Here is a 25,980-nt window from a genome sequence, read left to right on the forward strand (position 1 = left end):
CCTAAGCTCAAGGTTATCGAGTCATCGCCTGTGCAATCTTTTTGTCGGTTTTATATTGACTTAAGGCGTAGACAGACCAAATGGCAGCAGGAATCCAGCCTATCAAGGTGAGCTGTAATATCAGGCAGATAATTCCGGCAAAGGGCCGCCCAATCGTAAAAAACTGTAGCCACGGCAAAATTAACGCTAGTAATAAACGCATTACTACATTCCTTTTTTATTTGTTAAGTTAAAGAAGACGCATCTTTGGTGACTTTTAAATCCCGAACCAGGCCATCTTCCAGGCTGTAAACCCAGCCGTGCAAGGTTAAGTCCTGCCCGGCGCGCCAGGCGTTGCGCACCGTCGTTGTCTGCGCCACGTTGCCTACCTGCGAAATCACATTGAGCTCGCAGAGACGATTTACCCGCTCTTTTTCACTGGGAGCGCTGTCTACGGCAGCTTGATGATCGTGATAGACATCGCGGATATGTTCCAGCCAATTGTCGATCAAGCCGTTATTGGCCTCGCCCAAAGCCGCCTGCACACCACCACAACCGTAGTGCCCAACCACCACAATGTGCTTCACTTTCAAGACTTCGACAGCGTACTGAATCACCGACAGGCAATTCAGATCGGTGTGCACCACCACATTGGCGATGTTGCGATGGACAAAGACACTGCCGGGCTCCATGGCCACAATCTGGTTAGCCGCGATGCGGCTGTCGGAGCAGCCTATCCACAAGTACTCAGGCGTCTGCTGTTGTGACAGGCGATTGAAATATTCGGGGTCTTCGATCTTTACCGCTTTCGCCCACAGGCGATTATTTTCAAGAAGGTCTTCCGGCTTGCTCATATCATCTCCAGTTCCTACCCGCTGCAGTGTCTCTGGGAGGAATCCCCCGCATCTTCACCCGGCATTCCTGCTCAGGAAAACCCCTATACTTCAGGAAGATAGACCTACCGGACACAGCAGCTAAAATCACCATGTCTGCAGCCGTATTTATACCGTAAAAAGACCGGCTTAACTAGCTGGGAAGACTTGCGAAACCGTGCAGGGTTACTATTATCGCTATAACAATGGCCGATTTCGAGTCCGCCCTGAAACTGACGCGATCCGTTTTTACATCACAGGCCGTCTCATGAGCCGCAAACAACCCTTAACGGCCCGAGGACAAGGCCCTGCGGCGTTGGTAAAGAACATTAGTTGTTTTAGAAATAGACCGGGTGATTTTAGAAACGCTTCAACGTTGAGCAATACACAGCAACAGGGTATTGCGTAAATTATAGAGCACACGATGCAACAACCGACGCTCAGCAACATCAACCAGCTCTTCGAGTCTGCCTTAACACGATACCCTTCCGGCATGCCTCATATTTGGCAGATACGGGATTTCACTGCGGTTCACGGAGGAGACACACATCAGGGCTTTCTGTTACACAGCGATGGACCCAGCTTTTTTCTCAAACTGAATGAACCTGCCAAGCGCCCCCTCTTCACAGCTGAACTGCAGGGCCTGAGGGCGCTGGCCGAACATCATGCCGCCAACCCAAGCAGCATTCGCACCTGTCGGCCCCTGTGCAGCGGACACTGTCAGCAATTCAGTTATTTGCTGCTGGAAGGGTTGGAGCTGCAAGCTGACGGCAACTGGCGACAAGCCGGACGAGCGCTTGCGGAACTCCACCGGGCCAGGGTCGGAGACCACTTTGGGTTTGAAGACGCCAGTTACTGCGGCCTCAGTTTTCAACCGAACCAATGGGACCGCGATTGGGCCAATTTTTTTGCCGTACAACGTATCGGGCATCAGCTAAGCCTGCTATACAAACGCCCCCTGGATCACCCCGACATTGAGTTTTACATTGAGCGCACCCGGCAGTATCTGCAACACCATCGGCCAATACCGGCGCTCGTACACGGTGACCTGTGGAGCGGCAATATCGGCTTTCACCACGATGAGCCCGTAATTTTTGATCCCGCTTGCTATTACGGTGATCCGGAAACGGATCTGGCCATGACCGAATTATTTGGCCGGCTTCCCGAGCCCTTTTACCAGGGTTATCAGGACATCGCCCCAATCCATCAGGACTACCCCCGACGCCGTCCGCTGTATCAACTTTATCATCTTCTCAATCACGCCAATTTATTTGGCGGCAGCTATAGACAGCAAGCCGAGCAACAGTTAAAAAGCTTACTCGACCACTAATGCATTTGTGGTATGTGAAAGGCACACGGCTTTTCAGTTAAACCCACCACACGATCAACTGCTTCACCAGACTCAAAGAGGCGCCGTTCATGGCCAGATCTGTTCCCTCTTCCCCGCTCTTGTGCATCGCCCACCGAGGCGGCAGCCAGCTATTTTCCGAGAATACCCTTGCCGCATTTACCGAGAGTCTGGCACTGGGCGTGGACGCCATTGAATTGGACATCTGGAACATAGGTGGAGAATTACTGGTCACCCACGACCGCCGACTGGGAAAAACACTGCCCGGTCAGGGGCGCCTGATCGACCATCACCCGCAACAGCTGAAAGAATTAATTTTGGAGTGCGGCAACCGCTTGACCACCCTGCCAGAAGTATTGGAACTGGTCGGCAATCAAGTCATGCTGAACATTGAACTCAAGGGCCCGAATTGTGTTGACGGCGTCGCCAGCGCGCTGGAAAGTTACGCGCGCGATCATCAGGCCGGCTTTGATCACTATGTGATTTCAAGCTTTGATCATCGCCAGCTGTATGATTTTAAACAGTGTTTACCACAAGTAAAACGCGGCGTGTTGGTCGAAGGAGTTCCTCTGGACTACGCCGCGTGCGCAGACGCGCTGGAAGCCTACTCTTTTCACCCCAGCATTAATTTCATCAATCAGGAGTTGGTCAACGATGCCAAAGTTCGAGGCCTTCAGGTGTGGGTATACACGGTCAATGAAGAAGAGGATATGCAGTGGATGGTAGAACTGGGCGTGGACGGTGTCTTTACCGATTTCCCCAGACGTTTACTGGCCTTTAACCACGAAAACACGATTCAAGACCGATAAAATTTTGGCGCTGTGAATCCTCAGCATTGAGACTTGAGATAAAGCCTCACCGCTCCAGCGCAGTCTTATTATGATCGCTGCAACAATTCCGTCAGTTGGTGAATGATGCCATTACAACTTCGCTGTACCTCAAGACAATGATCCCCCGTACACACCAGCGCGTCACCAACGTCCATACTGAGGGCTTCTGTAGGGTATAGCTCAGCGCTTTCGGGAATCCGGTAACACAAGATCTGTTCACAAAAATTTTGACGCACGTCTTGTTCCCACACCGCCATAGAGCCATTATCCAGCAACAGTACCTGGGGCATTGGATGCTGGCTTTCCATCTGCGCCTGCAGCAACGTCAGATGCGTTTCCGGAGATTGCTGGACAGAAGGTAAAGCTGCAGACAATAGTTTTTGCACAGACTGCAGATAGCGGGGCTCCGCGGTTAAATGTCCCAGGCGCAGCAATACTTTAGCTGCCACACCGTTCGCAGCTGGCAAAGCAGAGTCCATAAACGGCTTGCTGCGATAAATCAGTGTTTCGGCATCGTGCGCGGTGTAAAAGAAGCCACCCTGATCGGTATCTTCATACAAACGCAGCAAAGACTCAGCCAGTGCGATCACAAACTGGTAATCCACATCGCGCCACTGAGTTTGCAAGCTCTCCAGCAGCGCATCCATCAGGTAGACGTAATCATCCAAATAGGCGTGTCTTGTTGGCCGTTCACCCTGCCAGGCCGCAAACAAGCGGTTATTCAACCACAGGTTGTTGCGGATAAAGTCCAGCGTGCCCTGAGCCAGAGCAAGCTCCCGCAGCTCATTATTTTTACGGGCCAGAACCAACAACCCTTTCACGGCCAGCGCATTCCATCCCGTCAAAACCTTCTCGTCAATCAGCGGCAATGGCCTTTGTATCCGCAGACTTTCAATTTTTTCACGTCCCGCCCGATACAGCTCCAGCGCCGTCTCCCGAGTCATTGATAATTGCCTGGCGGCGGTATTCAGATCTTGTTGCTGTGACAAATGCCAGCGCCCGAAAAAGTTAGGCTGACCTCGCAGCGCAAACATTTGCTGGAACAACAGAAATTCTTCAACGCTTAACTGAGCTTTAATATCAGCCTCAGATAAAGTGTAATAATCCCCTTCACGACCTGCCGTTTCGGCGTCCATTGCACTAAAAAATGCTCCGTGCGGGGTAAGCATATGCTGCCGCAACCAACGGACAATACCGATAGCGGCGCTTTTATACAGCGGGTTATCTGTCGTCAGCCAGGCCCGGGCATATACATCCAGCAACAACCCATTGTCGTAAAGCATTTTTTCAAAATGAGGGATATTCCAGCCGCTATCGGTGCTGTAACGATAAAACCCGCCGCCGATTCGGTCATTAATACCGCGCTGTGCAATTTGATTCAGGGTCTGTAGCAAATGCTCACGCGCCGATACCGGCAATCCCTGTCGGGCCTGCAGTTGCAACAGAAACGCCAGGTTCACCGGCAAGGGGAATTTAGGGCTCGAGCCAAATCCGCCGTCTTGCAGATCATGACCGGCAGCCAAACGCGTTAAGGCTTCATCCAGCAAGGAGACCTCTGGTGTATGCGCCACACTCGCAGCCGGTGGCGTCAGCTGCTGAAAGCTGCTCTCTACCTGTCCCCGCAAGCGTAAAAAATCCGCCTGTTGCTGGCCGTAATAGTGCTGTACCCGGTTGAGCAGATCATCGAATCCCAGTTGATTTTCCTGTCCGATTTTTGGAAAAAAAGTGCCGGCAAAAAACGGCAATTGTGTTTGCGGACACAAAAAGACGGTCAAAGGCCAACCGCCACTGCGGCCGGTCAACAAGTGGTGCGCGGTTTGGTAAACCCCATCCAGATCCGGACGCTCTTCACGGTCCACTTTAACGTTGATGAAAAACTCGTTCATCAGCGCTGCGGTCTCCGGGTCTTGAAACGATTCACGAGCCATCAGGTGGCACCATCGACACGCGGAAAAGCCAATCGACAACAGAATCGGCTTGTTGTGTTGTTTGGCCAGGGCCAGCGTTTCCGGTCTCCAGGTTTGCCACTGGACCGGCTGGGTACTGTGCGACTGTAAATGAGGGCTGGTCTCGCCGGACAAGGTATTGGTGAGTGCTGTCATCTGGCCGGGACCTCGGATAAAGTAAGTAACGATTGAGTCCGTATCACATGACGCTTAGTCGTACATTGCACTCAATTCAACATCCCCATTTAATAACAAATGACTGTGCCTGTCAGTATTTGCGGCGTTTTTAAACCGGATCCGCCAGCGCCAGACCGGCAGGTCGCACTCCCGGCCGTAACCCGCAATGCTTGAGCAATCCTTGCCACATACGAGTATGGCCCGCAATGGCCTGCCTGAATTGTCCCCATTCACTCTCCGGCGCATCGTCCCATACCTGTCGCCAATACCCCTCTGTCACAACTGCCGGACCGCGGCTAAGGGATCCCTGCAATTGTGAACGTAACCTGTCGACCCGCTGGCTGGTCAGACTGAGTACCGGCTGTACCTGACCAATGTAATAGCGATAAAACACCCGCTCCATGATGCGTCCCGCTGGCGTCACCCGACCCTGCAGACAAATGGCCCGGGTATTTTGAGCCTCCTCGACGATGACCTTGACTTGCGCCAAAACGTGACGAGCATGCCACATGGACAATCGCATTTGCCCCAGATAGCGGTCACTGCCCACCACCGCCAAAGCCTGCTCAAAGGCTGCCTCACGCTCTTCCAGCAGTTGCTGGCGCCAGTGCTCTGATCCCGCCAACAACGCTTCCAGAGACGCCTCCAGCGCCGCCGGCTGCCTCTGTAAAAACGACAAGCCGGGAAGAGGCGCAGCGGTTGAAAACAGTTTCTGGAACTCTTCACTGCCCCAGGTAGCGTTCCAGTAGTAGGCGTCCAGGTGCTTTTGCTTTTCAACCACCGCCGCCGTCAGCGTGTCCACCAAATCCGCCGCTGCGCTCTTAGGTTGCAAACTTGCTATGCACGTCTGCGCCAGCTCAAGAAAAGAAAGCTCATACAGAAACCGCTGACTGGAAGGCATCACGTTGCCCAGGCTGCTGTTGCGCTGCCCCAGCAATCGCTGCAGGTCACAGGACGATAAACGCAGAAATTCCAACAGGTTAATATTGATCGCCGGAGTCGGCTGTAAAAGTTCCCGTCGCCTGGGAAAGCGGATGGAAGGTAATGGCGGTACGCTCAACTCCTTATTCGTGCCGGAGTCAAAAACGTTGTTCATGCGATAATGATAGTCATCCAGCAACACATCAACCCGATCTCGGGGAGAACACGCTATTAGCAATACGACCAGACAAGACAGCACAAACGGGAGGCGAACACTGCTGACTCGCAACCCGTTGCGCACAAGAGGATTATTTTACTTCTTCGCCGTGAGCTTGTTTATCCGCATGATAAGACGATCTTACCAGCGGGCCACAAGCGGCGCGCTTAAAGCCCAGCTCTTTAGCCATGGCGGTGTACTCGTCAAACTCATCCGGGTGCACATAGCGATCAACCGGCAGATGATCACGTGAGGGCTGCAGGTACTGACCGATCGTAATCATGTCAATGTCATGGGCACGCATATCTCTCATGACGTCAAAAATTTCTTCTTTGGTTTCACCCAAGCCCACCATCAACCCGGACTTGGTTAACACATCCGGGCGACGCTTTTTGAATTCCTGCAATAATTTGAGTGACCACTTATAGTTGGCCCCCGGCCGTGAGGTGCGATACATGCGCGGCACGGTTTCCAGGTTGTGGTTAAAGACATCCGGCGCATCTTTTTCCAGAATGTCCAGAGCCACGTCCATACGGCCGCGGAAGTCGGGTGTCAGGATTTCCACTTCCAGCTTCGGCGAACGCTCACGCGCTTCACGAATACAATCAGCAAAGTGCTGTGCACCACCGTCACGCAGGTCATCTCGGTCCACAGAGGTGATCACCACGTAATTCAGGCTCATCTCGGCAATAGCTTCCGCCAGCTGTACGGGCTCGTTGTCATCCAGCGGGTTCGGCTTGCCATGACCCACATCGCAGAATGGACAGCGGCGGGTACAGATTTCACCCATAATCATAAAGGTGGCCGTCCCCCCACTGAAACACTCACTGAGGTTTGGGCAGTTCGCTTCTTCGCACACGGTTGCGAGAGAATTCTTACGCAGAATCTTTTTGATGCGATCAACTTCCGGCGAATTACCCACCCGCACACGGATCCAGTCCGGCTTGCGCTTGAGTTCGTCGGTGGCGATCACTTTGACTGGAATCCGTTCCACCTTATCCGCATCCCGCAGTTTTTCACCTTGTTGCAGGCGACGTGTGCGTTTTACTGGTTCCATATCGGTTTCAGTGGTCATAGTATTTCAATCTCGGGGTCGGAATAATCAATGAGGGCCTGGGCCGGGTTTGCAGCAACCTCGGTTGTACTGTAGCCCAGGTGCTTTACGAAGTACTTGACGATCAGCGGCTCTAAAGCCGACACAGAAGCAGCCCGCTCGTCAGTGGATAAATCCATGGTGCGAACCATTTTCAATCCCTGGTACCCACAGGGGTTAATGCGAGAGAAACCGCCCATGTCCATGTTTACGTTCAAACTGAGGCCGTGATAACTGCACCCTTTGCGAATACGAAACCCCAGCGAGGCCACCTTGTCATCGTTCACATAGACGCCGGGAGCATCGGGTTTGGGGTAGGCCGCAACCCCAAGCTCAGCCAGGGTATCAACGATGGTGTTTTCCGTATGAGTCACCAGATCCCGAACCCCAACACCACGTCGGCGAAGGTCCACCAACGGGTAAGCCACCAGCTGCCCAGGGCAGTGGTAGGTGACCTGGCCGCCGCGGTCCACTTGCACCACCGGTATATCGCCCGGCATCAATAAATGCTCTTCTTTGCCCGCCTGCCCCTGGGTGAAGACCGGCGGGTGCTCCACCAACCACAACTCGTCTGTGGTGGAGCCATCACGCTGATCGGTAAAATTCGACATGGCACGCCAAACCGGCCGGTAATCCTGCAGGCCAAGGTAACGTATTACCAATTTACCGTCTTGGGTCTCGCTCTGTGGTGCCATGTCGTTAACAACCTAGTTATGTGCCGTCTTATTCTCGGGCTCTCTGGCGACTGACCGGATGGTCCGGGCTGGATGATCGCTCCCTGCCACGCAGGCTGCCGGGGCTTGGATCCGGTTTCTGTTATCCAACCTATGTCGTCTGTGCCTATGCCGCCTGGGCGGTTACTCGCCTTGATTTACGATCACGCTCACGCTCACGCCGGGGGCTTACAGAACCATCTTGGTTTTTGAACTGCTTTTCAGCTCTTCGTGCAAAGCCTGCAGCTGGTCGATACCCGTTGCGGTGATGAAGAACGTAATCGACTGAAAGGTGCCGTTGCGACTGTCTCTCACGGTTATGCGGGTACGATCGAGGCCCGGCGCATGGCGTTCCATAATCTCTACCGCAAATTCGTGATATTCGGCGCCAGCTTCCCCCATGACTTTGACGGGGTAGTCTTCACAGGGGAACTCAATTTTTGGAGGTTCTTGACCAGAATGGGTTTTAGGGTCAGTCATAACAGCACTTCAGAGATAAAACAAAGTGGCCATTATACCTTGAGAATGTGTTGTGTGCGAGATTGGCCGCAGGTGACCTGTGCGCCACCTGCGGCCCCTGACATCATAAAAACTTGATGGTTTGGGCAATATCAGGCTTTTCTGCCGGAGAAAAGCCTTGGAATCAGCCGCAACGGTCTGTTTACCGGATCAATGACCCGACTGACATCAGGAGAATAAGCCGAGAATGAACAGTTTGATGCTATCCCATAAGCGAGCAAAGAAACCGGCCTGCTCGACCGCCTCAATGGCCACCAGCGGCACATCCACCAGGGTTTCATCATCCAGAACGACGGTGAGGTTGCCCAGTTCCTGCCCTTGAGTAACCGGCGCCTTGATCACTTCATCAATGTGCATTTGAGCATCCAGCTCTTCTGCCGAGCCACGGGGGATGGTCAAAAACAGGTCATCTTTAACCCCGATGGAGACTTCTTTTTGCCGCCCCCCCCAAATACGGCTTTTGCTCAGCTCATTACCGGCGTCATACAGTTTGTGGGTTTCAAAATAACGGAAGCCATAAGACAGCAGTTTTTGAGACTCTACCGCACGCGCATTCATCGAGCGAGTACCCATCACAACGGAAATTAAGCGCATACCGTCTTTCTTAGCGGAGGCCACCAGGCAATACCCCGCCTCGTTGGTATGACCGGTTTTTAAACCGTCAACACTGCTGTCGCGGAACAACAACTTATTGCGGTTGGCCTGATTGTGACCGTTGTATTCATAGTATTTTTCAGAGTAAAGCTTATAGTGATCGGGGAAATCATTGATTAAGGCTTTCGCCAGTATCGACAGGTCCCGGGCTGTAGTCAGGTGCCCTTCCTGTGGCCAGCCGGTGGCGTTTTTAAACGTGGTGTGGTTCATGCCCAGCAAGGTCGCCTGCTGGTTCATCACGTCCGCGAACGCCGACTCATCACCGGCAACATGCTCGGCCAACGCAATAGAGGCATCGTTGCCCGACTGGATAATGACGCCGCGCATCAAATCGATGACCGGCACTTCGGTTCTGGGGTTCAGAAACATGGTCGAACTGCCGCTGGCGGATCCGCCTTTGCGCCAGGCGTTGTCACTGATGCGCACCAGATCTTCATCTTGCAGGCGCCCTTCTTCAATTTCCGAAGACACGATGTAACTGGTCATCATCTTGGTCAAGCTCGCCGGAGGCAGCTGCTCATCCGCGTTGTGCTCAATAATGACTTTCCCGGTATCGGCATCAATTAACAGATAGGCCGTCGCAGCCACCTGGGGAGGTGCCGGAATGATCGCCTGGCGGGCCTGGGCTGTCCCGGACACGGATACCAGTGTCAACAAAAACAATGCTACGAAAGATTTTATAACTGAATGTGTTCTCATGGATCTCAACTGATTGATGGTATGAAATGGAATCCCTTCGCCAGAGATACTCACTGGGTGGAATATTTTCGACACTGCGTGTGACCGTTGTGGCGCCGAAAAATTCCTTGAATGAGGCCGGACCAGTGTAACAGTCCCGTCTTTTGAGTCCAACGGACCACGGCACAGTTTTATCAACCGCTGCCAACTGACCGCTAGCCCCCCTGTTCGCAACGCTTCAACATCCAGCAATGATCTGACTGTATTGAACGATCGTGTCACTCCAATCATCATATCTCCTTGTCTGAACACATTAATCGTACACCAGGTGTGGTGATGGCAATTGGTGCCGCTCCAACACACTGCGAAGATCCATCAACATCAGGTTATCGGCGATCGGCCCGACACGGACACGATACAAAGGACTGCTTTTGGTTTGCGTCACGGTCACCGGCAATGCCGTTAGCCGGGCAATACGCTGCCGTAACTTTTCGGCGGCGGTTGAGGTAGAAAACGCCCCCGCCTGCAAAAACGTATTGGTGGGCAACTCATAACCCGCTGAATGGCGGGGCGCAGGTGCCTTGACCGTGGCGGCGGACTCAACAACCGATGTCGACTGCGCCGTGGCAACCAGTGCCTGCTGCACACCTGCGGAGGGCGCCACCGGGTAACTCACGGCGACTGAAGCCCCCGTTTGCGCTCCGGCCGGCTCGACCGTTTCAACCCTGACCCTTGCCGTGCCTTTGTTAAGATAGCCCAGCTTGCTGGCCGCTGCGTACGTCAAGTCAATAATCCGGCCGCCGTGAAATGGCCCCCGGTCGTTGACTCTCACCACCACCTGGCGACCATTTTCAAGATTGGTCACCCGCACATAGGATGGGATCGGCAGGGTTTTATGCGCAGCCGTCATGCCGTACATACTGTACACCTCACCATTTGACGTTCGGCGACCGTGAAATTTATTGCCGTACCAGGAGGCCTCCCCTTCCTGAACAAAACCCCGGCTGTCAGGCAGCACTCGGTAGCTCTTGCCCAGCACGGTATACGGACTTTTATTGCCGGCTTTGGTGCGCACCTCGTGGCGAGGCACCGCATCCGGAATGTGCGCCACATCCACCGGCGTTTGCGGACCACTGTCTTTGATATGCCAATCCGGTGGAAAATCTGACGGGGCTGTCTGGGTCGTCTTGCTGATCGGACTGCAGGCTGATAACAGCATGATCAACGCACACGCGGCCGCAGGCAGACGGTACGAAAAGCACGCCGCCCGGGTCACATTTACCACGTCCTGATTCAGCCCTGCAGTCTTCGCCAACTTATTGCCCCTTTGCTTTTTTATTTCCACTGGGTTTGTAACCTGCCCATTTATAACCTGCCGCTTGACGCTGCGCAGACTTGCACCGCGTTGCAACAATTGCCCTGAACATCACGCTGCTGAATTGTCCGCCGACAATAACCCGAGCGGCTAAGTCTGTTTTTCTTGAAGGATTTCCTGGCTCAACTGATACACCGCCATCGCGTAGAGTCGACTGTGGTTGTAACGGGTGATGACATAAAAATTATTCAGCCCCATCCAGAATTCCACACCGTGCTCGCCCTCCAGCTTCATCGCATTTGCCTTGGCCGCGCCCGGTAATTGAGTCACCGGCTCGAAGCCCTCAGCTTTGAGGGAAGCCACCGTATGCTTGGGTTTGAGCGAATCATTCAACAATTTCTGATCGAAATCGGAGGCGGCCCGGGCTCGGGATACCACCGGTGCACCTGTTTTCCAGCCGTGTCGAACAAAATAATTAGCCACACTGCCAATGGCATCCTGTTGATTGTTCCAGATATCCACAAACCCATCGTCATCAAAGTCAGCGGCGTACGCGCGATAACTTGACGGCATAAACTGACCATACCCCATGGCGCCGGCGTATGAGCCCTTCAGGCTCAGGGGATCACGCTGCTGTTCTCGCGCCAACAGTAAAAACTGTTTCAGCTCTTTGGTAAAGAAGTCACTGCGCTTGGGGTAATCAAACGCAAGGGTCGATAGTGCATCCAGGACCCGATAATTCCCCATGTGCTGACCATAACGGGTTTCAACGCCGATGATGGCCACGATGATTTCTGCCGGCACACCATACTGCTCTTGCGCACGAGCCAGCGCCGCCTCATTTTTTTGCCAGAATTCTACACCCTTGCCGATCCGTGACGCGGTGACAAAGATCTTGCGATACTCGGCCCACGTCAAGGTTTTTTCCGCAGGTCTGGCAATCGCCTCCAAAATGGATTGCTGCTTTTTGGCTTGGGACAACCAGCCCTTTAATTCTGCCTCGGTAAACTCGTGCTCAGACACCATTTCAGCGATCAGGGCTTTGCCGGCAACGCTGTCTTCATACCCCTGAGCTGTCACAGTGGCACACCCCAGCATGGCGGAGGTAAGGGCAGCCGTCACAGCAGCTGTCGCCACAGAATGCGCAGATGCTGCCCTCGCCCATTGCTTTAATCGGGACATTGTCTTCACTGGGATGTTATATGATCTCACTCGCCTCTCCCTATCATATTGCTACCTGGCCTGTTTTCAGCCCAGAAAGTGGGTAAATCAATTTGAATGGCAGCCTGCCCTGTCGGCAATCGCTCGTTTGCTAATAACCCTGAATCCTAAACACCAGATCGTATGGGCACTTTAGTTTTAAAATCAGTTTAGCCGATACTCACCCGGCGACGCTCGGTACTGATCGCCATTAATAATCCAAAGCCCATCATAAGCGTCACAATTGAGGTGCCACCGTGACTCACCAGCGGCAGAGGCACCCCCACCACGGGCAGCAACCCCGAGACCATGCCGATGTTCACAAACACGTAAATAAAGAAAGTGAAGGTAATGCTGCCCGCCAACAACCGGCCAAAAGTGTTTTGTGCCATGACGGCGATTCTCAGCCCGCAGAAAATGACCCAAACGTACAGCGCCAGCAGCATCAGCACCCCCACCAAACCAAACTCTTCAGCCAGTACCGCAATAATAAAATCGGTGTGACTTTCCGGCAGAAAATCCAGTTGTGACTGGGTCCCGTTGAGCCAGCCTTTGCCGTAGACCCCCCCGGAGCCAATGGCTGTTTTTGACTGAATAATATTCCAGCCGGCGCCCAATTTATCCGCCTCCGGGTTCAACATGGTCAGGATCCGCTGTCGCTGATAGCCGTGCAGAACAAACATCCAGATGGGCCAGGCACTGGCGGCCAAAATAGCCAACGCCGAGACGATGTAGGACCAGCGCAAGCCGGCAAAAAACATCACCAGCAACCCAGAAGCGGCAATCAACAGAGCCGTCCCCAGATCCGGTTGCTTCATAATCAGTAAGGTCGGGACCCCAATCAAAGCCAGGGAAAAAAAGACGTGTTTCAAACCTGGTGGCAACAGCCGTCGGGAAAGGTATGCCGCGACCATCACCGGTACGGCCAATTTCAAAATCTCCGCCGGCTGAAACCTGAATCCCCCCAGGCTTAACCAGCGCTGCGCGCCTTTGGCTCCCACCCCCATGACCAGCACCAGAATCAGTAAGATCACCCCGCCGCTGTAGATCCAGGGCGCCCAATACTCCAGGGTGTGCAGGCGTATCTGGGCAACCGTAAACATCACACAATAAGCCAGGCCGATGAACACACTCTGGCGGCGCACATAGTGGAGGTTTTCGCCGCTGGCGCTGTAGAGGACCACCAGGCCGTAGATGGTGATGATCATCACCCCCAGCAGCAACGGCAAATCAATGTGCCATTTTTGCCACACACTTACCGGCCGGCGTAAATCCCGACTGGCTTCTGGCATCCTGCGTTGAAAATCACCAAAGCTGCTCATGTGTCTTGCTGCCCTTGTGAGCCAGGGTATGACCGGCGGGGGTTAATGGGGGCCGGCGCTGTCGGGGTGTTCACCAAACGGCCAACCGTCGCCGCCTGCCCGGTGACCTCCTGTTTAAGCTCCTGCTTGAGTTCCAGCTCGGCTTCAATGGCCAGATAGCGATCGATAACACGACGTGCGACCCGGGCAGCTTTCGAGCTTTTTTCCCCGTTTTCAACAATCACCGCCACGGCTATTTTCGGGTCTTCAACCGGAGCAAACGCCACAAACAGGGCATGGTCTCGCTGCCGCTCAAGCAGCGCTTCAGAGTCGTACTTTTCGCCCTGCGCAATCCCCACGACCTGAGCGGTACCAGTCTTGCCCGCCATGTGGTAAGTGAGGCCTGTTGAAATGCTCTTCGCCGTTCCTCGCACACCGTGCACAACGTTCTTCATCGTGGCAAAGATAAAATCCCAGTTTTTCTGAGACACCGTTGATAACTCATTGATTGAGCTCGGCACCTTCTCCTCACCCATGGTATGCACCAGATGTGGCTCGATAAAGCGGCCACGGCTGGCAATCGTGGCCGTCATGGCCGCCATCTGCAACGGCGTCGTCAGCACAGCCCCCTGACCAATACCCACGTTCACGGTATCACCCGGGTACCAGGCTCGCCCCCGGGCCTCTCGCTTCCACTGTTTGGATGGCCAGATTCCCCGTCGCTCACTGGGAATATCGATACCGGTTCGCTCCCCCAGAGCAAAATGAGAACCAAACTCGTGAATGGCATCAATACCCATTCGATAGGCGGTATCGTAAAAGTAGGTATCACAGGATTCTGTGACGGCCTGCAACAAGTCCACATGGCGGCCATGCCCCTGTCGCTTCCAGTCCCGATAGAGTCGCTTTTCTCCCTCGATCTGATAAAAACCCGGATCGCGCACAAAAGACTCTGGGGTCACAACCCCGTTGTGCAATGCCGCCAACCCCAGCATCGGTTTCACCGTCGAGCCCGGCGGGTATTGCCCCTGGATCGCGCGGTTGTAGAGAGGCAGATCCAGAGACTCGTTGAGCGCCCGATAATCTTTGTAGCTGATGCCTGTGACAAACAGATTGGGGTCGTAACTGGGTGTGCTGGCCATCGCCAGCACCCCACCGGTTTTCACATCCAGCGCCACAACCGCGCCGCGATAATCCCCCAGCGCCTCAATCGCTTCTCGCTGTATATCAATATCCAGATACAACTGCAGGTTTTTTCCGGGCACCGGCGCAATGCTCTCAAGCACCCGCAACACCCGACCGCGGGCATTGGTTTCTACGTACTGATACCCGACTTCCCCCAGCAAGGTACTCTCATATTCCCGCTCCAGACCGACCTTACCGACGGTATGGGTGCCGCTGTACAAGCGATACTCCTGCTCATCAAAGGCCGCCAGCTCCCGGTCATTAATACGCCCGACATAACCGACCGTATGGGCCAACAGGCTTTTCATGGGGTAATCGCGAACCAACTGCGCAGACACTTTTACCCCTGGCAAGCGGTATTCGTTCACCGCCAGTCGGGCAATTTCCTCTTCTGTAAGACGGTAACTCAACGGAACAGCTTCAAAAGGCCGGCGGCGTTGTTTCAGGCGTTTTTCAAATTCTTCAACGTCCCCTTCCTTGAGATCAACCAGCTGACCGAGCAGCTCGAGTGTTGCCGGCAGGTCGGTAATCTGTTCTTTAATCAAGGTAAGGTTGTAACTGGGGCGATTATCGGCCAATAACCTGCCCTGCCGGTCATAGATCAGGCCCCGGGTGGGCGGCAGAGGCTGAACCTGAACCCGATTGCGGTCAGACTGGGTGACATAATCCTGATAGTTCACCACCTGCAGGTTATACAGGCGTGCCAGCAACACGCCAAGTAGCATCACGATGGCCAAAGCGGCGACCACCATACGGCGAGCAAAAATCCGGGCTTCCTGATAATGATCTTTAAGGTGTTGCTGTTCCGGCATGAAAGCTCTGTTTGAAGTTGCAGGTTGCAGCCCGAAGCTGCAGGTATAAATGAATTAATTGAGTACGCTGACCCAAACACATCACCCCTAGTACCCGAGCGGGGTAAAAATCAATGATTGTATGGACATTGACTGCGAGTTGGAAGTTCAACCCGACAAGAATTGAACAAGCGCCCTTTTTTATTATCATGTCGTGATTTTTTACCACTTTTTGGGCATTTTATTAAGGAAAAACTCACCTGCTGGCTCACCGTCAAACGCCGTCACTGGCGGCACAACGCCGATAGGCATCGCAGAGGTGTCACCCCAACTCAGAAAACCAGTGACTCAAGCTTTGTGGTAGGGGTGATTGTTGAGGATTGACCAGGCGCGATACAGTTGCTCTATCAGGACAATGCGTACCAAGGGGTGGGGCAAGGTCAACGCTGACAGGGACCACTTGGCATCTGCGCGAGCCAGGCAATCAGCGGCCAAGCCATCCGGCCCACCGATCAACACGCTGTAATTGCTGTTTTCCATTGACCAGCTGGCCAGATTGCTGGCCAGCTTTTCCGTACTCCAGGGCTTTCCCAGCACATCCAGCGCAATGACTTTATCGCCTTTCGGGATCGCGGCCAGCATCTGCTGTCCTTCCTTGGCCATAGCCTTCTCAATGGAAGAGCTTTTACCTCTGGGGCCTAAGGGCAACTCCACCACCTCTACGGCAAAGTCCCGCGGCAGACGCTTCGCGTAATCCTTATAGCCCTCTTCTACCCATGCGGGCATACGGGTGCCAACCGCAATAATTTTAAAGCGCATAACCAGCTTACCCTAGCGTATCACTAACCGCGGTCAACCCAAGAGGTCTTCACTCGCGGCTGCTCGTACCCACGATTATTCGTAGCCTGTAAATCACTCGCTGTCTTTACGGTCAGCGTCTTTGGTGCGGGTGCTGGGCTCCATACTCCAAAGCTTTTCCAGGTCATAAAAATCACGGGTTGCCGGCATCATCACATGCAAGACGGTATCGCCAAAGTCAGCCAACACCCATTCGCCGGAATCCAGACCTTCGACCCCAATCGCTTGAATGCCACGATCTTTGGCTTCCTGCACGGCGTTAGAAGCCAGGGACTTCACATGGCGATTGGAGGTACCGCTGGCAATCACGAGCGTGTCCATCACATCCGTCAACTCGCTCACGTCCAGACTGACAATGTCTTTACCTTTCAGGTCTTCGAGAGCGTTGATAATAATTTCGTTTAATTCTTTGGACATTAGTTAAGGGTTTCCTTTTATTAAGCTGATGCTTTGTTTTCACGTCCAACCGCAAGTGGCTAAACATTAAATATCGATGATTGTGGTCCGGGTTAATGCCCCTCAGGGCTCTGTACTAAGACCCCACGCCTGGATCCTGATACAACTTCGCCTTTTCAATATAGTGCCAAACCGCCGAAGGCAGCAGAAATTCCGGTGATTGCCCCACACTGATAATATGCCGGATCTCCGTCGCCGAGATATCCAACAAGCTTTGTTCAGTCACCACGACGCCCCCGTGGGGCTTCAGGTGCAACTCTTCGGCAGCCATTTTGTGCTCGGCAACCCAATCCGGGATTTCCCCCGTCAAGGGCAGCCCCCAGCCTGGTCGCGCCGCCACGACCAGGTGCGCCAGCCCCAGCAAATCCCTCCAGCGGTACCATTGATTCAAGGTCACCAGTGAATCCATGCCCACACACCAGCAAAGGGACACATCCGCACCGACCTCCTGGCGTATCTCCTGCAAGGTCTCCACGGTATAAGAGGGCTTATCGCGCCTGAGCTCCCGCTCATCGACCGTCAGTTCCGAACACTCCTCGACGGCCAGGCGCACCATGGCCGCCCGATCTTCGCTGCTGCGGCCGGGCTTATCCCGGTGCGGGGGCTGATGACAGGGCAACAGGCGCATTTCATCCAGGCCCAACTGCTGCTTCCACTCCAGCGCCATACGCAAATGGCCATTATGGATGGGGTCGAAGGTGCCGCCGAACAGGCCCAGGGTCTTTAACGTGTTCAAGGTATTCTATTTACTCAAAAGGCACTTTAATTACTGAATGGCGCAGTTTCAGGCACGCTTCAAAACGTCAGCCGAGGCTCCGAAGCGGATGTCAGTACCTGCCACTGATGTGTCGGTAAGTACGGGCGAGCAACGGCGAAATGTCCCACTCTCGGAAAACCGGGCTTTTGCAAACCGGGTTGCGACCGAGCGGGCCATGACAGTCTATGCGTCGAGGATGCGGGATTGGCATGAGCATCTACGTGCGGATGTGCCCATCGCCAAACACCACATATTTCTGACTCGTCAACCCCTCGAGACCGACAGGGCCCCGAGCGTGGATTTTGTCCGTGGAAATGCCAATCTCGGCACCCAGGCCGTACTCAAAACCATCGGCAAACCGGGTCGAGGCATTGACCATCACGGAACTGGAATCCACCTGGGCCAGGAAGCGGCGGGCGCGGGTGTAATCTTCGGTCACAATAGATTCAGTATGACCGGAGCTGTAGCGGGCAATATGGTCCATCGCCTGAGCCATATCCTCCACCACCCGAATCGACAATACAGGTGCCAGATATTCTGTCGCCCAGTCCTCTTCGGTGGCCACGGCAGCGGCAATAATGGCCCGGGTGCGCTCACACCCCCGCAGCTCGACGCCTTTTTCTCCATAGGCTACCGCCAAACGAGGCAAGATGGCCTCCGCCACGCCAGCGTGAACCAGCAGGGTCTCCATAGCGTTACAGACCCCATAGCGGTGAGTTTTGGCATTAATCGCAATTTCAAAGGCTTTTTCAAGATCGGCCTTATCATCAATATAAACGTGACAGATACCGTCCAGGTGCTTGATCACCGGCACTCGGGCATCGCGACTGATGCGCTCAATCAGGCCTTTCCCCCCCCGGGGCACAATCACATCCACAAATTCAGGCATAGTGATCAGTTCACCCACGGCGGCGCGATCGGTGGTTTCGATAATCTGCACGGCGGTCTCAGGCAAGCCAGCCTCGGCCAGACCCCGGGCAATACAGCGAGCAATGGCCTGGTTCGAACGGAAAGCCTCGCTACCACCGCGAAGAATAGTGGCATTACCAGACTTCAGACACAGGCTCGCCGCATCGATGGTCACATTGGGGCGCGACTCATAAATAATGCCAACCACCCCCAGAGGTACCCGCATTTTACCCACCTGAATTCCGCTGGGACGATAGCTCATGTCGGTAATGGCCCCACAGGGGTCCGGCAAAGCGGCCACCTGGCGCAAACCTTCAAGCATGCCCTCAAAGCTCGCGGGGGTAATTTCCAACCGATCGAGCAGGGCGGCATCGAGACCATTCTCGCGCCCTTGCTGTAAATCTTCGGCGTTGGCCGCCATCAGTTCCGCCCGGGATGCCTGCAAAGCATCTGCCACGGCCAACAAGGCGCGATTTTTATCTCCGGTGGTGGCTGCGGCTACCGCTCTGGATGCTTCCCGAGCTTGGCGCCCAACCTGGGCCATATAGGCTTGTACATTCATGGATCAGTCCAGTATGGGGTATTTCTATCAAATCGAAGGGCATTATACAGGAAAGGCGCGGCGGGATGTGAGGCACAACTTGCGCCAATATCATCCAGTCATCAACCTGAGTGAGCTCAGACACGTTTGCCGGGGGTAAAACCGCCTGCGATGGCAACGATCGCTACTCATAAGTTGAGCGGGTAGAGACTGAACGTGTGGCTAATCTCAAACACCGAAGTGGCAAGCACCTGCCCATCCAGAACCAGATCCACTCGGTAATAGCCATCCAGAAACCCCTGAGCCGGACTGTCGATGCTGAAAAATTGCACTCCGTCATTGCGCGGGATATCCACCGAGACCTCTGCCACCTCTACCGGCTCAAGCCCTTCGCCGCCAAACAAGCGAGCCTGCACCTGGGAATAGGTGGGCCCGAAGTTTTCATAGGAAAAGCCCACGTACAGCTGATTACTGGCTGGTAAATACGCCGGTTTTGGCTGATTAATGCCGGTCAGCTCCTGATGACTGACCAGCACCTGACCGATGGTGGGGCCGATGTTTAAGGCCTCCCGTTCATTCAGTTTTTTTAAGTTCAGCAAGCGCTCACTCTCCGGGAAGTAGGCCAAAGAGCGGGCAATTTCAGCTCGGGCATCTTCTTTGCGTCGCTCACTCACCAACTCACTCACCCGACTGACCAGACTGTCTTCAATGGCATTCTGTGCCTTCATGGCCTCTTCGTTGGCGGGATCAATCGCCAGGATTTGACGTAAGATGAACAGCTCACTGGCATTGGCCGGCTCAAAAATATTATTTTCGAGGTGCTGTTGCTGTGCCTCATTGAGCATGCTGGCAATTAATCGTTGCTGCTGGATCTTGGTTCGAAATTCAATCAGTTGCGGATCGCCGGGTGAAATAACCAGGGCCTCGCCGATGGCTTGTGTGGCACTTTCCCACTGCCCCGCCGCCACACTCTGTGCTGCCTGATGGGTAAGCTGAGACAACATTTCCCGAACACCTTCCCGAGCGAGCTGATTGTCAGGCTCTACGGCCAGTACCTGGCGATATTTCGCCAAAGCAGTCTGCGATCCAGGCAGGACTTCCGGCTCGGGCTCCGCCAGAGCCCCGGACTCAACAACTGCGCCTGTTTGCTTGCCCGTACCGGCACGAGACTGCACCCAGGCTCCGGTACGCATATACTGATCAGCCTCGTCCAGCCATCGGGCAACATCCTCCTCCCGCCGGGCTTGATTGACTATTTGGTTGAGCCTGACATCTTCGCTTTCAGGGAACAACTGCCCCAACACACCCGCCACCGACTCGAGGGCTTGATCGTCACCCCCATCGTAAGCCGCTTGAGCCGCGTCCAACAACAACTCGTGCAACAACTGCAATCCCTGGATCGCTTCATTGTCCGAAGCGTTCATTTTCAGCAGCTTGCGATAGTGACTGGCCGCAGGTACTGCCAATGACACATCTTCTGGTACACGACTGAGAAGTCCCGCCACCTTTTCCAAAATTTGCAGTCGAGTTTCTTCCGCCACAATGGCCACCGCCTCCAGCCCGGCCTGACCGGTGGAATTGATCTCGAGATGGGCGGCCGGATTGTGTTCCCGCTCTGGTGTTGCCGCCGCCCCAAGGGCGGGGCTGCCCTGTCCGGCAACGTCATCCCGGTTCACCGTACCCGACATTGAGGGACCTGCCGAAGCCTGTCCCCCCGTGTCCGGGCTTACCGCAGTGCCGGGCGACAACATATCCGGCAAGCTGTCGGTTAAGTGATCTACAGCCTTGAGCCTCTCCTCAATTGGCAGCTGCTGCTGAAAATAGACCGCAAAGGCAAGGCCGGCCGCAAACAACGTGCCCACCACCCAGGGCCAGGCTGAATGACGCTGGTGCACCACGCTGACAGTGGCTCGACGATCGTGATGGGGTAACGCATCATAATAAGCCGCAGTCCCTCGACCGGCTGCGGCAGGCCTCCGCGGATCCCCCCAATCATCATCGACCGGTTCATAATATGGATCGTCCGCCGACAGATAAATACTGGGCATGCCCACTTGAGGAGTACTGTCGGTATCGCTTAAATCCACGGGCTCTGTCAGTGTCGGCGCCCTGGAACTGGAATTGGAAGCCGGTATGGTTGACGCGGGAGTGGTTGATGCCCAGTCTGCAGTGGACAAGTCCCATCGGGCTTCTACGGCTCTCTGAATCGCCGACACGGAAGGCGGAGTCCCCACCTCGGTAATGTCATGATCAGAAGCTTCATCCCCCGGGATTCGTGTCTCCTGCCTGGCTGCGACATAGACAGCCTTGCTGCTATTGAGCAGCGTGGATTCCTGAAAATAGCGGAGGTCGAGATCCGCAATCTCGCCGGGTGGCAAATCATCCAGCGCCCGAATAAAGGCTTTTCCGGTTTGATAGCGAGAATCGGGGTCTTTCGCCAGGGCTTTATTGATGATGGGCTGAAACAGTTTTAACTCGGCCCGCAGGCGCGGCACGGGTTCAGCAACGTGTTTGATACCAACGGCTACCGCAGAGTCCGCATCATAGGGCACGCGCCCTTCCAGCAACAAATACAGCACCACCCCCAAGCTGTAGAGGTCCGAACGCGGGTCAATCTCGAGCCCCCTTGCCTGCTCCGGACTCATATAGTGCGGAGTGCCAATAGCTGTGCCGGTCTGCGTCATTCCCAACGGCCAGCCCGCCGGGCGAGCGATACCGAAATCCATCAACACCGCCCGCCCGTCATCAGCGTGCAACATGATGTTGTCCGGTTTGACATCGCGGTGTATGTAGCCTTTTTTCCCGGCAAAATGCAAAGCGCCGGCAATATCCTTAATCACGTCCAGGCGTCTGGTCAGGGATAAGCTGTAGCGGGCCTGTTTAAGATCCAGACCCGGAATGTACTCCATAGACAGGAAGTGGTACTCGCCCTCAATACCCACGTCGTAAACCGTGACGATGTTCGGGTGAACCAAACGACTGACGATGCGCGCTTCACTCAAAAAGCGCTCACTAAACGTCGCATCGCCAGTGAGGTTGGGCGCCAGCACTTTCAGCGCCACTTCCCGTTCAAAGCTTTGCTGAATTGCCAGATACACCTCGGCCATGCCTCCCTTTCCCAAGGGCCGAACTATTGTATAGCCAGGTATATTTATCATGAGCACACAATCAAAATGATCATATTAGAGAAATAACTTTATGCCGCTTACAAACAGCTTAGTCAATCTCAGCAAATTAAAGCGATAAGAATGCGCAGAGGACAGGTTTTGAGGTGAATCCATCAAGCCAAATCGGTATAAAACGGACAGGTACTTGGTTAGAGGCCATGAGTGAGGACGGATAATTAGTCCAGAAACTCCATCAACCAGAAAAAGTGACCACCATTCGCACGGCAAACAGAGGTTACCTCCCCGGAGATAACGACTAAAGACTGGCACCGGGCGGCACGGGTCACTTTATACAACGCCTCAAATGACGGTGTCTCGCATTGCACCGGACGTCAATGTTGGCACGTAAATGCTGTCAAAGGGGGCAACGAACAGGAAAGAAGTCAGACAAGCCAGCTAGCAGGGAGGGCCTCAAGCGGCTGTTGTCACGTGTCTGACAACACCTCACCAACTTGAAACCGCCCCTCAGTGCCAGGCTTTTACTTATTCAGCCGCCGGAGAGGCCGCATCAATCATTTGCTTTAACTCACCCGTTTCATGCAGCTCAGCCACGATATCGCAACCACCGACCAATTCACCTTTGACCCACAACTGTGGAAACGTTGGCCAATTGGCATATTTCGGCAAATGCGTACGAATATCAGGGTTGGACAACACGTCCACATACGCAAAGCGCTGGCCACAGGCCATGACCGCCTGTGAGGTACGGCTGGAAAACCCGCACTGTGGCGCATTTGGAGAGCCTTTCATGTATAAAATGATGTCATTTTCTTCAATTTGTTGCTTGATGGTATCCAGGATATCCATAGAAAGTACTACCTCTTTCGGTTCTGTGTTCAATATTCCGACAGTTCCGCTACCCGGCAATGGCCGAATCAACGTCACCCAAAATGATTTTTCGCCCCCAGGTGTCTGGCTGTATAGAAAAGCCTCTGAGTTCGGATCTTTGCATGTCTGACTTTCGACACGTCTAGCTCGCGCTATCTCTAACCCCTGCAGGTCCATCTTGAGGAGTGAGCTAGCGACAAAACCCAGCGTGACGGTCAAGTATTGGGGTTATTCTACCTCAGTCTCACCCGGACAGCCATCCACGGCCGGCCAAATCCCCGCCGACCTCCAATCTCGGCCAATAAGGCTTCCACCCCATGGCCCAACGCAGACCCGGCCGCCACGCCAGAGGTGTTAATGAGCGCAGTCAGTACCTTTGACAGGCATTGCCAACCCGCGCAATTGCTTATAGTATTTCTGGTTCATCTCAGGCAGCTCGCGGCTGCCTGTTTTTATTTTAGCCTGGCAATTTTTGCCTTGGAGGAGTTTCGGTCATGACCACCACAGCCCTGATGAATACCTACGGCGAGCGCAAGCTCACGCTGGTAAAAGGTGAAGGAATCTACCTGTGGGATGATCAGGGCCGACGTTATCTGGACGCGCTGAGTGGCATCGCTGTCTGTGGACTAGGCCACAGTCATGCGGGCCTGGCCCAGGCCATCAGCGAACAGGCCAATACCCTGATGCACGTCTCGAACCTGTTCAATACCGAGCCGTCGGAAAAACTGGCCGAGCTGTTGTGCTCACAGACCGGCATGGAAAACGTATTTTTTTCCAATTCCGGCGCTGAAGCCAATGAAGCTGCCATAAAAATTGCCCGTAAATACGGTAACGACAAAGGTGTAAAGACACCAACGATCATCACCATGAATGGCAGTTTTCACGGCAGAACCATGGCCACCCTGTCGGCGACCGGCAACCCTAAAGTCAAGCAGGGGTTTGCTCCTCTACTGGAAGGTTTTGTGCACGTTGATTACAACAACGTAGAGGCCGTTAAAGCCCTAGCCAATGACCCCGCCATGGCTGAGAACATCGTCGCCATTCTGGTCGAGCCGGTACAGGGAGAAGGTGGTGTCATCGTTCCCGACGAGGATTACCTGGCGCAGCTGCGTGAGGTGTGTAACCAGAGTGACTGGTTGCTGATGCTGGACGAGATTCAAACGGGTAATGGCCGCACCGGCGAGCTGTTCGCCTTTCAACACACAGACCTCATGCCGGACGTACTGACGACGGCAAAGGGCCTGGGCAATGGCCTGCCCATCGGTGCCTGCATGGCACGCGGCAAGGCCGCAACCGTGCTCCAGCCCGGCAACCACGGTTCGACCTATGGCGGAAACCCCCTGGTTTGCCAGGGCGCGCTGACGGTGATTCGCACCTTAATCGATGAGCAGCTCATCGCCAATGCCAAACACATTGGGGCTTATTTACTGAGCGGCTTTAACGAAACCCTGAAGGACGACGCAAAGGTCAAGAACATACGCGGCAAAGGCTTGATGGTGGGTATTGAATTAACTCAGGACTGTCCCGAACTGGTTGCATTAGCCGCCCAAGCCGGACTGATCCTGAACGTTACAGCGGGCAGTACCATTCGCTTACTGCCGCCATTGATCACTCAGGAAGCCGACGCAGATCAGATCATTAACATTGTCAGCCAGCTGATCCGCGAGCTGTAAGCCGTAACGTTGCAAAACCATCGCTTTATACGTTGCCTGATTTCGAAATTGCTATACACGCCGCAATCTTAAAGATTGTTACATAACCCAATTAAGAGGGACCCAGCATGTCAGTCAGACATTTTTTGACATTGCGTGACCTGTCGCCCGATGAGCTGATGCAAATCATCGACCGCGCCATCGAAATGAAAGCTCTGCACAAACAGGGCGGTGTCGGTGAGCCATTTAAGAACAAAGTCCTGGCCATGATTTTTGAAAAATCATCGACCCGTACCCGAGTATCCTTTGAGGCCGGCATGAGCCAGCTGGGTGGTTCGGCATTATTTCTTTCATCCCGAGACACCCAACTGGGTCGCGGCGAGCCCATCGAAGATTCCGCCCGCGTTTTATCGCGGATGGTCGACCTGGTGATGATCCGAACGTTTGAGCATGAAAAAATTGAACGCTTTGCGCAATTTTCCCGCGTACCGGTGATCAATGCCCTCACTGACGACTACCACCCCTGTCAGTTATTGGCCGACATTCAAACCTACGTTGAACATCGCGGCAGCCCCAAAGGCAAAACCGTGGCCTGGATTGGTGATGGCAATAACATGTGCCACTCCTACATCAACGCTGCCGCCATGTGCGATTTCAAACTGAACATCGCCTGCCCGGAAGGGTTTGATCCAAACTCGCAACTGGTTGCCGAGCATTCCGACCGGGTCATGGTAACCCGTGACCCCAAAGAAGCGGTCAAAAACGCAGACTGGGTAGTGACGGATGTCTGGGCCTCCATGGGTCAGGAAGCCGAACAAAAAGAGCGGGAAGCTCAGTTTGCCGGTTACCAGGTCAACCATGAGATGATGGCTTGGGCTAACAAAGACGCCATCTTCATGCACTGCCTGCCAGCGCACCGAGAAGAAGAAGTCAGTGCTGACCTACTGGAAGATGAGAAAATTTCCGTGGTTTGGGACGAGGCAGAAAATCGCCTGCACGCCCAAAAAGCTCTGATGGAGTTTCTGTTAAGCTGTTGAAGTGATGACACGTTGAGCTGAGGATCAACCGCAGCT

Annotated in this window: 22 protein-coding genes; 4 read left to right on the forward strand and 18 right to left on the reverse strand. The window is 54.2% G+C overall.

Features of this window, described 5'->3' with window-relative positions; translation table 11 throughout:
• Positions 1–13: 13 nt before the first annotated feature.
• Complete coding sequence (locus G8770_RS02160; RefSeq protein ID WP_167181267.1) at positions 14–202, reverse strand: YqaE/Pmp3 family membrane protein; 189 nt, start codon at positions 200–202, stop codon at positions 14–16.
• A gap of 22 nt (positions 203–224) precedes the next feature.
• A complete protein-coding gene (gene can, locus G8770_RS02165; RefSeq protein ID WP_167181269.1) occupies positions 225–833 on the reverse strand; it encodes a carbonate dehydratase in 609 nt (202 codons plus the stop codon).
• 442 nt (positions 834–1,275) lie between these two features.
• Here can and G8770_RS02170 point away from each other — a divergent pair, with 442 nt between their 5' ends.
• Both G8770_RS02170 and G8770_RS02175 read left to right on the forward strand, forming a co-directional pair.
• Positions 1,276–2,181, forward strand: coding sequence for a fructosamine kinase family protein (locus tag G8770_RS02170; protein ID WP_167181271.1), 906 nt, complete (start codon positions 1,276–1,278; stop codon positions 2,179–2,181).
• 89 nt (positions 2,182–2,270) lie between these two features.
• A complete protein-coding gene (locus G8770_RS02175) occupies positions 2,271–3,008 on the forward strand; it encodes a glycerophosphodiester phosphodiesterase (protein ID WP_167181274.1) in 738 nt (245 codons plus the stop codon).
• A gap of 68 nt (positions 3,009–3,076) precedes the next feature.
• On the opposite strand, the gene G8770_RS02180 is transcribed toward G8770_RS02175, so the two are convergent.
• The 16 genes from G8770_RS02180 to grxD form a co-directional block, all read right to left on the reverse strand.
• Entirely contained in the window at positions 3,077–5,131 is a 2,055-nt protein-coding gene (locus tag G8770_RS02180) for a thioredoxin domain-containing protein (protein WP_167181276.1), read from the reverse strand.
• Positions 5,132–5,261: 130 nt separating this feature from the next.
• Positions 5,262–6,374 (reverse strand): DUF3080 family protein, encoded by a 1,113-nt coding sequence (locus tag G8770_RS02185; RefSeq protein WP_341771049.1) that lies wholly within the window; start codon positions 6,372–6,374, stop codon positions 5,262–5,264.
• A gap of 7 nt (positions 6,375–6,381) precedes the next feature.
• Complete coding sequence (gene lipA, locus G8770_RS02190; protein WP_167181280.1) at positions 6,382–7,365, reverse strand: lipoyl synthase; 984 nt, start codon at positions 7,363–7,365, stop codon at positions 6,382–6,384.
• Positions 7,362–8,078, reverse strand: a complete 717-nt coding sequence (gene lipB / locus G8770_RS02195; RefSeq protein ID WP_167181282.1) for a lipoyl(octanoyl) transferase LipB — start codon at positions 8,076–8,078, stop codon at positions 7,362–7,364. The genes lipA and lipB overlap by 4 nt, the downstream gene beginning before the upstream one ends.
• Positions 8,079–8,285: 207 nt before the next feature.
• The gene (locus G8770_RS02200) at positions 8,286–8,576 is read right to left on the reverse strand and encodes a YbeD family protein (RefSeq protein ID WP_167181284.1); all 291 of its coding nucleotides are present in this window, start codon (positions 8,574–8,576) and stop codon (positions 8,286–8,288) included.
• 207 nt (positions 8,577–8,783) lie between these two features.
• The gene (locus G8770_RS02205; protein WP_167181286.1) at positions 8,784–9,968 is read right to left on the reverse strand and encodes a D-alanyl-D-alanine carboxypeptidase family protein; all 1,185 of its coding nucleotides are present in this window, start codon (positions 9,966–9,968) and stop codon (positions 8,784–8,786) included.
• Positions 9,969–10,260: 292 nt separating this feature from the next.
• On the reverse strand, positions 10,261–11,262 hold the full coding sequence (locus tag G8770_RS02210) for a septal ring lytic transglycosylase RlpA family protein (RefSeq protein WP_208021977.1): 1,002 nt from the start codon (positions 11,260–11,262) through the stop codon (positions 10,261–10,263).
• Between the two features lie 150 nt (positions 11,263–11,412).
• The gene (gene mltB / locus G8770_RS02215; RefSeq protein ID WP_208022003.1) at positions 11,413–12,360 is read right to left on the reverse strand and encodes a lytic murein transglycosylase B; all 948 of its coding nucleotides are present in this window, start codon (positions 12,358–12,360) and stop codon (positions 11,413–11,415) included.
• A 272-nt stretch (positions 12,361–12,632) separates the two neighbouring features.
• Positions 12,633–13,784 (reverse strand): rod shape-determining protein RodA, encoded by a 1,152-nt coding sequence (gene rodA, locus G8770_RS02220; RefSeq protein ID WP_167181290.1) that lies wholly within the window; start codon positions 13,782–13,784, stop codon positions 12,633–12,635.
• Positions 13,781–15,760, reverse strand: coding sequence for a penicillin-binding protein 2 (mrdA, locus tag G8770_RS02225; protein WP_167181292.1), 1,980 nt, complete (start codon positions 15,758–15,760; stop codon positions 13,781–13,783). The genes rodA and mrdA overlap by 4 nt, the downstream gene beginning before the upstream one ends.
• Positions 15,761–16,087: 327 nt before the next feature.
• Positions 16,088–16,558 (reverse strand): 23S rRNA (pseudouridine(1915)-N(3))-methyltransferase RlmH, encoded by a 471-nt coding sequence (gene rlmH / locus G8770_RS02230; RefSeq protein WP_167181294.1) that lies wholly within the window; start codon positions 16,556–16,558, stop codon positions 16,088–16,090.
• Between the two features lie 93 nt (positions 16,559–16,651).
• Complete coding sequence (rsfS, locus tag G8770_RS02235) at positions 16,652–17,014, reverse strand: ribosome silencing factor (RefSeq protein WP_167181296.1); 363 nt, start codon at positions 17,012–17,014, stop codon at positions 16,652–16,654.
• Between the two features lie 115 nt (positions 17,015–17,129).
• On the reverse strand, positions 17,130–17,789 hold the full coding sequence (gene nadD / locus G8770_RS02240) for a nicotinate-nucleotide adenylyltransferase (RefSeq protein WP_167181298.1): 660 nt from the start codon (positions 17,787–17,789) through the stop codon (positions 17,130–17,132).
• A 238-nt stretch (positions 17,790–18,027) separates the two neighbouring features.
• Positions 18,028–19,281, reverse strand: coding sequence for a glutamate-5-semialdehyde dehydrogenase (locus tag G8770_RS02245; RefSeq protein ID WP_167181300.1), 1,254 nt, complete (start codon positions 19,279–19,281; stop codon positions 18,028–18,030).
• A 167-nt stretch (positions 19,282–19,448) separates the two neighbouring features.
• Entirely contained in the window at positions 19,449–22,418 is a 2,970-nt protein-coding gene (locus G8770_RS02250; RefSeq protein ID WP_167181302.1) for a serine/threonine-protein kinase, read from the reverse strand.
• A gap of 492 nt (positions 22,419–22,910) precedes the next feature.
• Positions 22,911–23,234: a Grx4 family monothiol glutaredoxin gene (gene grxD, locus G8770_RS02255; RefSeq protein ID WP_167181304.1), complete on the reverse strand. Its 324-nt coding sequence runs from the start codon at positions 23,232–23,234 to the stop codon at positions 22,911–22,913.
• 515 nt (positions 23,235–23,749) lie between these two features.
• Here grxD and G8770_RS02260 point away from each other — a divergent pair.
• Both G8770_RS02260 and argF read left to right on the forward strand, forming a co-directional pair.
• Positions 23,750–24,928 carry an aspartate aminotransferase family protein gene (locus G8770_RS02260; protein WP_167181306.1) on the forward strand — a complete coding sequence of 393 codons (1,179 nt, stop codon included), beginning with the start codon at positions 23,750–23,752 and terminating at the stop codon, positions 24,926–24,928.
• Between the two features lie 107 nt (positions 24,929–25,035).
• A complete protein-coding gene (argF, locus tag G8770_RS02265; RefSeq protein WP_167181308.1) occupies positions 25,036–25,944 on the forward strand; it encodes an ornithine carbamoyltransferase in 909 nt (302 codons plus the stop codon).
• Positions 25,945–25,980 lie beyond the last annotated feature (36 nt).

The sequence above is a fragment of the Pseudomaricurvus hydrocarbonicus genome, from assembly GCF_011602365.1.
GTDB lineage: Bacteria > Pseudomonadota > Gammaproteobacteria > Pseudomonadales > Cellvibrionaceae > Pseudomaricurvus > Pseudomaricurvus hydrocarbonicus.